The 8,517-nt window shown below is 69.0% G+C and carries 7 protein-coding genes; 6 read left to right on the top strand and 1 reads right to left on the bottom strand.

Annotation, left to right across the window (positions count from 1 at the left end; genetic code table 11):
• The 3 genes from N803_RS17080 to N803_RS17090 form a co-directional block, all read left to right on the top strand.
• Nucleotides 1-465 (top strand): hypothetical protein (locus N803_RS17080; RefSeq protein WP_211253545.1); only part of this gene is annotated, 465 nt, incomplete at its 5' end.
• Nucleotides 466-599: 134 nt separating this feature from the next.
• Complete coding sequence (locus N803_RS17085; protein WP_084764647.1) at nt 600-1,715, top strand: SGNH/GDSL hydrolase family protein; 1,116 nt, start codon at nt 600-602, stop codon at nt 1,713-1,715.
• A gap of 32 nt (nt 1,716-1,747) precedes the next feature.
• Nucleotides 1,748-2,419, top strand: a complete 672-nt coding sequence (locus N803_RS17090; RefSeq protein WP_156969850.1) for a hypothetical protein — start codon at nt 1,748-1,750, stop codon at nt 2,417-2,419.
• 74 nt (nt 2,420-2,493) lie between these two features.
• On the opposite strand, the gene N803_RS17095 is transcribed toward N803_RS17090, so the two are convergent.
• Entirely contained in the window at nt 2,494-3,744 is a 1,251-nt protein-coding gene (locus N803_RS17095; protein WP_052112439.1) for a cytochrome c-type biogenesis protein, read from the bottom strand.
• Between the two features lie 102 nt (nt 3,745-3,846).
• Between N803_RS17095 and N803_RS17765 the strand changes: the two genes are divergently transcribed.
• The 3 genes from N803_RS17765 to N803_RS17110 all read left to right on the top strand — a co-directional run bounded on the left by N803_RS17765 (nt 3,847) and on the right by N803_RS17110 (nt 8,417).
• Nucleotides 3,847-4,902, top strand: coding sequence for a hypothetical protein (locus tag N803_RS17765; RefSeq protein ID WP_052112440.1), 1,056 nt, complete (start codon nt 3,847-3,849; stop codon nt 4,900-4,902).
• Nucleotides 4,903-4,907: 5 nt separating this feature from the next.
• The gene (locus N803_RS17105) at nt 4,908-5,432 is read left to right on the top strand and encodes a hypothetical protein (RefSeq protein ID WP_156969851.1); all 525 of its coding nucleotides are present in this window, start codon (nt 4,908-4,910) and stop codon (nt 5,430-5,432) included.
• 126 nt (nt 5,433-5,558) lie between these two features.
• Nucleotides 5,559-8,417 (top strand): immune inhibitor A domain-containing protein, encoded by a 2,859-nt coding sequence (locus tag N803_RS17110; RefSeq protein ID WP_035907564.1) that lies wholly within the window; start codon nt 5,559-5,561, stop codon nt 8,415-8,417.
• Nucleotides 8,418-8,517: the final 100 nt, after the last annotated feature.

The following is an 8,517-nucleotide window of genomic DNA, read 5'->3' on the forward strand; positions in this document are numbered from 1 at the left end:
GGTCAACACCGAACCCAAACTCCGCGACTGATGCGGCCCGTGACAACCGAGCGGCAGACCCCGGCACGGCGCGTCATGACGCCGATCCTCGTCGTCGCGCTCCTCGCACTCCCGGTCGTCTGGCTGGGCACCTACCTCTATCGCCCGGAGGAGGGGGGCGTCGAATATACGATCGGGCGCTACTCGCTCCTCCTCGGGGCTGCTGCCGCGGTGGCCCTCGTCGTGGAGCGTGTCCGCGGGCAGGCGCCCTGGGCAGCTGCTGCCGCGACCACGCTCGCCTGGGTCGCGGTACTCCTCGGCAAGGTCGTCGGGGCCGGCGACCGGGCCTTTCCGTGGGTGATCGCGGCCTGCGCGGTGGTTGCCCTTGCGGGCGCCGGTATGCCGGGTGCCCACCGCCGCGCGGCGGTTCGGGTTGGCGTTGTGCTCGCCGTGGTGTCGGGCGTGGGACTGCTCGGCCTCGCCTGAGAGCTGCCCCGACCTACCCTCCTGACCAGGTGAGTGTCTGACTCCCTGGACCCAGTGGGCCCAGGCGACAACGGGCCCGGGGATGGGTCCGCGGGCCCTGCCGGACGGCATACCGGCTCAATAGCGTTCTCGGCATGACAGGTGACCAGCCCCGGAGCGCGGACATGCGCGATCCCGGTGCGTCCGGAGGGGGACGCGACCGGGAACGGGGGGCCACCGGTCTCGAGTACGGCGGCATGATCGCGGCTGCGGCCCTCGTCGTCGCCGCAGTGTGGTTCGGCATCATGTACGGCGACCTGGGCAAGCACACCACCAACGCGGTGTGCCGCGTCTTCATGGGGGAGAACTGCGAGGACACGGCAAGCTCGGTCCAGACTGCCCTCGAGAAGGCTCTCGGCGGCGACTACGTCGCGCTCGGCGACAGTTTCGCCTCCGGCGAGGGAGCCGGCGACTACCACGACGGCACGAACTACGACAACCGTGACGACTGGAACCCGGGCAACTGGGGCGACGACTCGCACAACCGGTGCCGGCGATCGGGCAGCGCCTACGCCGAGCAGACCTTCTCGGCCTTTGACTTCGAGGGCGGGTTCACCGCTGCCTACTGCTCCGGCGCGACCCAGGGGGACCTGCACAACCCCAACGACAAGAACGACAACGAAGAGGCCCAGCTCAATTCGCTCAACGACGACACGTCACTCGTGACGATGTCGATCGGCGGCAACGACCTGGGATTCTCCAAGGTCCTCACCGACTGCGTCCTCAACGGTGGCGGGGGCGTCGCGTGGACCGACGGCTGCCAGGCCAAGTGGAACGACGAGCTGGACCAGCGGATCGAGGACCTCAAGCCCGAACTCGTGGCGCTCTACACCGAGATCCGCGAGCGCGCTCCGAACGCCCGCGTCATCATCATGGGATACCCGCGGCTGTTCAACGACCCGCCCAGCCAGGAGCTGAACAACATGCTCTTCAACGAGGACCAGATCTGGATGAACGGCAAGGCTGACGCTCTCAATGCCATGTTGCGCGAGGCCGCCCGCGAGGCCGGGGTCGAGTTCATCGATCCGACGCAGGCCTTCCTGGGCCACGGGGTGGGCGCACCGGACGGCGAGCAATGGATCAACGACCTCGACTGGGGCGGCCCCGGCCTCTCGGTGACCGACCCCGGGTCGTTCCACCCCAACGCCCAGGGCCACGACGCAATGGCTGCCCTGCTCCAGGAGCAGCTCCGGAACCCGAGGTACCCCTGATGCGACGGTTCACCGACCTACAGTTCACCAACATGGGGACCGTGTTCGGGCGACGCACTGCTGCGGCCGTGCTCGTCGTGGGAGTGATGACGATGACTGCGTGCGGCGATGAGCAGAGCCCCGGCACGGGATCGGGCCAGGCAGCGAGCGAGAGCGTCTCGCCCTCCGGCTCTGCCACCGATGCCGACCTCGAGGCACGCGCCAAGAGTCGCTTCCTGCCCGAGGACGCATTCCCCGACCCGTGGCGTCTCAGCCAACCGCCGCAGCCCGGGTTCGGCCTCACCGTGTGTGGCGTGGACATCGAGCCCGAAGATCCTCGGGGGTCGGCCCGACGCCGGTTCGCCCAATCTGCCGTGGGACCGTTCCTGTCGCAATACGTCCAGGCGCACCGCGATGGCCTGGCCGACCAGGTCGTGTCGCAGGTCGCAGAGGCCCTGCGCTCCTGCACCAGCTTCGAGACCAAGGGGGAGTCGCCGACGAGCCCCACGACCCGCTTCACGATCGACAAGGTCGCTTTCGCCGACGTGCCGGCCAACGCCGTCGTGTGGCGGATGACGTCGCAGGGTGAGCGCAAGGTGACCCAGGACATCGCCCTCGTCGCCGACGGTGAGTTCCTCGTCGGCTTCGTGTCCTACGGCGCGGGTCCGCCGCCGGATCCGGCCGTCATCACCACCGCGGTGAACGCCCTTCCGCAGGGCGACTGAGACGGTCTCGTGGCGCCCTCCCGCGTCACGAGACTCAGGGGAACAGGGAGAGGGGACGCGCGGCTGTTCGAGGATCAGGGGCCTTGGACAGCTGCGCGTTCCTGTTGTTCCGCATCAGGTGGCCGCCGGCGACGCGCGACCCGTAGGGCGATGACAAGGGCGGCGATCCCCAGGAGCCACGGTGCGACCCACACCCACCACAGGGGACGCGGCGCCTCCGTGGACACCGTCGCCGTGACCTCGGGCGTGCTCCGCGCCCACGCGAGGAAGGCGTCGCCGACAGGGAGGGCCCCCAGCGCGTAGCGACGGGAGCCTCCCATGTCGATGGGCAGGCCGACGACTTCGGCCTGCCGCATGAGGTCGGCGGCGAGCGCCGGGGACCCGTTGGCCCGGGCGGCCGCGACCGCCACGGCCGATGCGGAGAGGGAGACCCCTGCGATGAGTGGGCCCGAGTCGACGTCACCGGACCGGTTCGACCCCGACTCGAACTCGCGGACCCCGACGGCCCCGGCCACGCGTGTGACGAACCGCGGCACGAACGCCTCCCACGCCTGCGCCGACCACTCCGGGTCGAGGCTCGGGAGGAACGACAGTGCGAGTGCGCCCGAGCTGCCGCGCGGCCCGTCGAGCACCGACATGTCCGGACCGACGTGATGAGGCACGAGCCCGTCGGCTGCCAGTGCCCGTGCCCGCTCGACCCACCGTCCGACCACGTCGTCGGCAAGCGGGACGCCGAAGGCGCGGTCGACGTCCGCCACCGCCGCCATCGCCACGACGGTGTCGACCGGCCACACCTGGCCGGGGTAGGCCTCGAGGAATGGGCCTGAGCTCCCCTCGACCGCAGTGAGGATCCTTCGCGCAGCGGTCACCGCGGTGTCGGCGTCCTCTGGCGAGCCGCTGAGCCGCGCCTGGGCGAGCTGCGCGTGGAGTCGCCACCCGGCGAGGAAGATCCCGTTCTCGAGGCCTCCGGCAGGCAGGTATGCCGCGGTGACCGTCGGATCCGACAGCTCACCGACCCGTGTGGTCACGAGCTCGGTGAGACGAACGCGGTCGGCGCCCTCCTGCTCGGCCGCGCGAGCCGTGGCGAGTGCGGTCAGTGCCAACGTGAAGACCTCTCCCTCGGGGAAGAGCCCCTGCATCCGCTCCGCCGCCGAGTCGTCGACGGCGTCGTTCAGCCACGTGACCTGGGCGCGCAGGCGACTGGACTCGCTAGGCGGGCCGACGGCATACCAGGTCGTCCGAACGGCACCGAACGCGAGGGCGAGCACCAATGCCCACCCGACCCAGCGCCCCTTCGCTGCGACCACGTGCCAGCCTCCGCGCATGGTTTCAACGCTACGGCTGGACCGCATCGCCGGGCGAGTTGGGTCCCGATCCGGGTCCACGGACCCATGTGGGGGCACGGGGACGTCCCTAGAGTGAGCCTCATGGGGAGGAATCTGAACCGCGCGTGGCGCGAGAGGGGTGCCACCGGTCTCGAATGGGGCGGGATCGTGGCCGTGGCCGCGCTCGTCGTGGGCCTGGTCTTCGTCTCCGTGGACAACAGCGGGGTCACCCAGAAGGTTTCGTGCACGGTGGGCAACATCTTCGGCGGAGAGGCCGACTGTGCCGCAGCGGGAGCATCGACCGGCGGCGGCGAGACCGAAGCCGGCGGGGACACCGAAGGCAGCGACAACACCCGACGTGACGCCGAAGGCGACACCCGCGACAGCGACCGCAACGACCAGCGCGGCAACCGGCCGGAGCCCGGCGAGACCGCACCCCCCGGTGAGCCCTCCCCGGGCGGGACACCGGGTGGCGAGCCCTACCCCGAAGGCCTCGGCCCGCCGGCCAACGGCACGACCCCGCTCGAGAACCCGGAACCGCCGGCGTGGAGTCCCCCTGACGAGGGTGGCGGCCAGCACGCGTCCGAAGATGCCGGGATCGGGGACCGCCTGACGAAGAAGGCGGCGCAGCTCGCGGCGAACGCGCTGGCCGGCAAGTGGCCCGACGCCTCCCGCAACCTGTCGCACTTCCTCGGCAACTCCGGCGAGCCGCTCGACCAGGACGTCGACTCCATGCTCGAGTCGAGCCAGAACCTCTCGTCGGCGGTGGAGACTGCCGAGGGCGACCTCGGGCTCCTCGCCATCGAGCGGGCGCAGAGCTCCGGCGCCACCGGACCCGTGACGTTCCCGATCAACACGGCGTGGAGCGGTGTCTACCTGAACGACGACCAGAACTGGTACTACGCCCTCAACGGCATCTCGTGGAACCTCACCGGCCAGGTAACGGCCTACCCGCCCACGACACCGGGTGGGGAGTGGACCTACAAGATGACCACGACCGTCAACATCCGTGACCGCTACAACTGGGACGGCACCAAGAGCACCCAGATCGGGCCGTTCACCGTGACGGACGAGCAACTCGCCGAGCTGCACCGCAAGGGACTGGCCCAGGAGTACACAGCAGTGGGAACCTCCGAGCCCCGCGAAACGTCAGGATGAACACGATGACCACAACCCTGCGCAGAACGTTGGCCTGCCTCGCGATCGCACCACTTCTCGCCCTCGCGGGATGCGGCGGCGACGACGCCACTCCCCGGGAGGGAACCGTGACCTCGGAACCCACGAACTCCTCGTCGGCCAGTGCATCGACGACACCCACGGGTCCGGTCACTCCGGAGGACGCGCTCGCGCTCGGTGGCCTCCAGTTGCCGTCGAACGCCAACGACGCCACGGCCGAGCGGGTCGACGTCGCAGCCATGCAGTGGCTGGAGGCCTATCGCGTGACGTTCACGGCGCCGCGGTCCAACGCCCTGCAGATCTGTCAGCAGGCCGGTCTCACCGGCGACGTGCCATCGAGCGGCCTCACGAACGCCGACCGCGAGTTGCTCGGGCCGGCGGTGGAGCACGTCAAGGGCATGCGCAAGTGCGCTGGACTCTGGCCCGACGACACTGCCTGGCAGCGCCTGGCAGTGGTCCTTCCCGGCGATCCGACCACGGTGCATGTCGCCGTGGCCAGGATGGGTCGCTGACTCCACGCACAGCGACCGTTCACCGCGAAACCCTTCCCTCTCCGGACCGTTCACGGCAGGATGCACAACTGTCCGTGCAATGGCGCACGGGCACCGGGCCCTGTCCCCGGAACTCGGAGGAGAAAAATGACTGCTCGCAAAACTGTGCGCGCACGGCGTTACCTCGCCATCGCGCCAGCCGTTGCGTTGGCAGCGACCGGACTGACCCTCGGGTCGGGCTCCGTCGCCGCTGCGCCCCAATCCAGTCCGGCGAGTGCCGGATCCGACGTGGCCTCGGTCGATGGCTACATCAACTACGCCGCACCGCAGGTCGAGAGTGCGTTCGGCACCGACAAGGCCGTCAAGCTCAACGGCAAGCCCGTGAGCAAGGCGAAGGCGACCGCCCAGCAGGAAGCCCTGGCCAAGGCCAAGGCCTTCGACCGCAAGCACAGCCAGGGCAACCCGGTCGCCGCCCGCCAACTCGCCAAGCTCGAGGCGCAGGCGATCAAGACGGGCAAGAGCCCCAAGCAGCTCAAGGCGAAGAACTACAAGCAGGCCAAGTCCACCCAGGAGGCCAAGCTCCTCACGATCCTCGTGGAGTTCAACGAGGACGCCAACGACGACTTCACGAAGTCGATGGTCCCGGACGGCTTCAGCAACCCCACCTGCGTGCCCGGCAACATCCAGAACGGTCCGACGCACAACCAGATCCCGAGCCCGGGTGAGAGTGCGCTCAAGGACAACAACTCGATGTGGGTCGCGGACTTCTCCTCGGAGCACTTCAACAAGATGCTCTACACCAAGGAGGGCATCACCGAGCGCGTCCGTCCCGACCTCACCGGCCCCGACGGCAAGCCCGGCATCGACATCTCCGGCTACACGATGAAGAACATGTACGAGGAGATGTCGAAGGGCGCCTACACCGTCGGTGGCGAGGCGACCCCGTGGATCACGGTCCCGCACTCCGAGGCCTACTACGGCGCGACGGTCTGCCACAAGGACGACGAGACCGGCGAGTGGGTCTACGACCGCATCCAGGACATGCAGGGTCACCCGAGCAACCCCAAGGGTCCCGGCCAGCTCCCGATCGACGCCGTGGCGGCGCTCGCGAAGGCCGACCCGAAGTTCCCGTGGGCGGACTACGACATCGAGGACCAGGGCGACATCGACGGTGACGGCAACGTCCTCGAGCCCGACGGTGTCATCGACCACGTCGTGCTCGTCCACGCCGGCGAGGACAAGTCCGGTGGTGGCGGCGCCGAGGGCCCGTACGCCATCTGGGCGCACTCGTCCGCCGTGCCCGGCGGCGCTCCCGTGCCCGGCACGGACCTCCGCCTGTCGAACTACATCGTCCAGCCCGAGGACTCGGGTGTCGGTGTGTTCGCGCACGAGTATGGCCACGACCTCGGTCTGCCGGACCTCTACGACACCGCGAGCGGTGGCGACTCCGACGTCGACTTCTGGGACCTCATGAGCTCCGGCTCGCACTCGGGCCCGATCTTCCAGTCGATGCCGACGCACATGGGTCTCTGGGACAAGTGGGTCCTCGGCTGGGCCGACCCGGTCGTCATGAACCCCGGTGACGCGGCCAAGACCGTCAAGGTCGGCCAGACGAGCCGCACCCCCAAGGGTTCGGCCGACGGCGTCAAGATCAACCTGCCGAACAAGTCCATCACCCTGGCCGAGCCGCACAGCGGCGAGAACATGTGGTGGGGCAGCAACGACCAGAGTTGGGCGATGAACTCGCTCACCCGCTCGGTCGAGGTGCCCAACGCGGCCGACGCCAAGTTCTGGATGTGGAACAACTACATCATCGAAGAGGACTGGGACTTCGGCTTCGTCGAGGTGTCGACGGATGGTGGCGCGACGTGGACCCCGCAGAAGGTCTACGACGAGGCCGGTGACCTGGTCTCGACGTCCGACACGTACCCGGACCCGCACGGCAACCTCGCCACCTTCGGCAACCGCAAGTACGGCCTCCACGCGTCGAGTGACGGCTGGCGCCACGACTGGATCGACCTGTCCGCCTGGGCGGGCCAGACCATCCAGGTCCGGCTCATGCAGTCCACCGACGCCGCGTTCACCGAGCGTGGCTGGTTCGCCGACGACTTCTCGGTCACCGGTGGCGGCGCCACCACGTGGTCCGATGACGTCGAGGGCGGCGCCAACGGTTGGACGGCAACCAAGGGCACCTGGGTTGACGGCACGCCGCTCGGCGCGGGCTGGGTCATCGACACGGGTTCGAGCGAGCGCGCGCAGTACTACCTCGTGGAGTGGCGCAACCTCGACGGCTTCGACGAGGGTCTGAAGTACGCCTACGACACGACCTACCAGAAGCTCGGCGGCGACGGCGCGTGGAAGGTCGAGAAGATCAACTACAACGCTCCCGGTGCGCTCGTCTGGTACCGCGACACGTCGTACGGCGACGCCAACCACGTGCTCAACAACCTCACATCCCTTCCGAGTGAGGGAGCCAAGGGCGGTCTGCTCATCGTCGACAGTCACTTCGACCCGCTGCGTCGCTCCGGCGCCAACGCGGCTCTCGACACGTCGACGCTGAAGAACCTGCCGTCGCGTCCGCAGTCGTCCAACGCCGCGTTCAACCTGTTCGGGACCTACCCGTTCAAGGAGTGCTCGACGCGGGCCGACTTCACCGGCGAGGCGTGCAACACCTTCGGCAAGCAGGCCGCGGTGAAGACGTTCACGGACAACAAGGGCTGGTACCCGGGCATCGAGATCCGGGGCAGCTCGCTCTTCTACCGCGACGCCGACGCCTCGACCGTCGTGCCGTCCGTGGGCGTCGCCCCGTACAGCACCCGTGTCGTCGACGCCGATGGCAACCCGCTGCCGCAGTACTACGGCCTCGACATCGGCATCGCCACCCCGCTGGGGTCGGGCAACCCGGCCGATGACGGAGTCGGCTTCGGCACCACGGTGACCGTCCAGACGACGACGCAGAACAACCAGTCCGCGCAGATCAAGATCACCCCGCCCAAGGCGGAGTAGGTCTCCGGCTGAGTCACTGGGCCCGCATCCCTTCGGGGGGTGCGGGCCCAGTGCCGTGGACAGGTCGAACCCGACTTCGTGCCCCAACGGGACCCGACTT

Source organism: Knoellia subterranea KCTC 19937, assembly GCF_000768685.1.
GTDB classification, from domain to species: domain Bacteria; phylum Actinomycetota; class Actinomycetes; order Actinomycetales; family Dermatophilaceae; genus Knoellia; species Knoellia subterranea.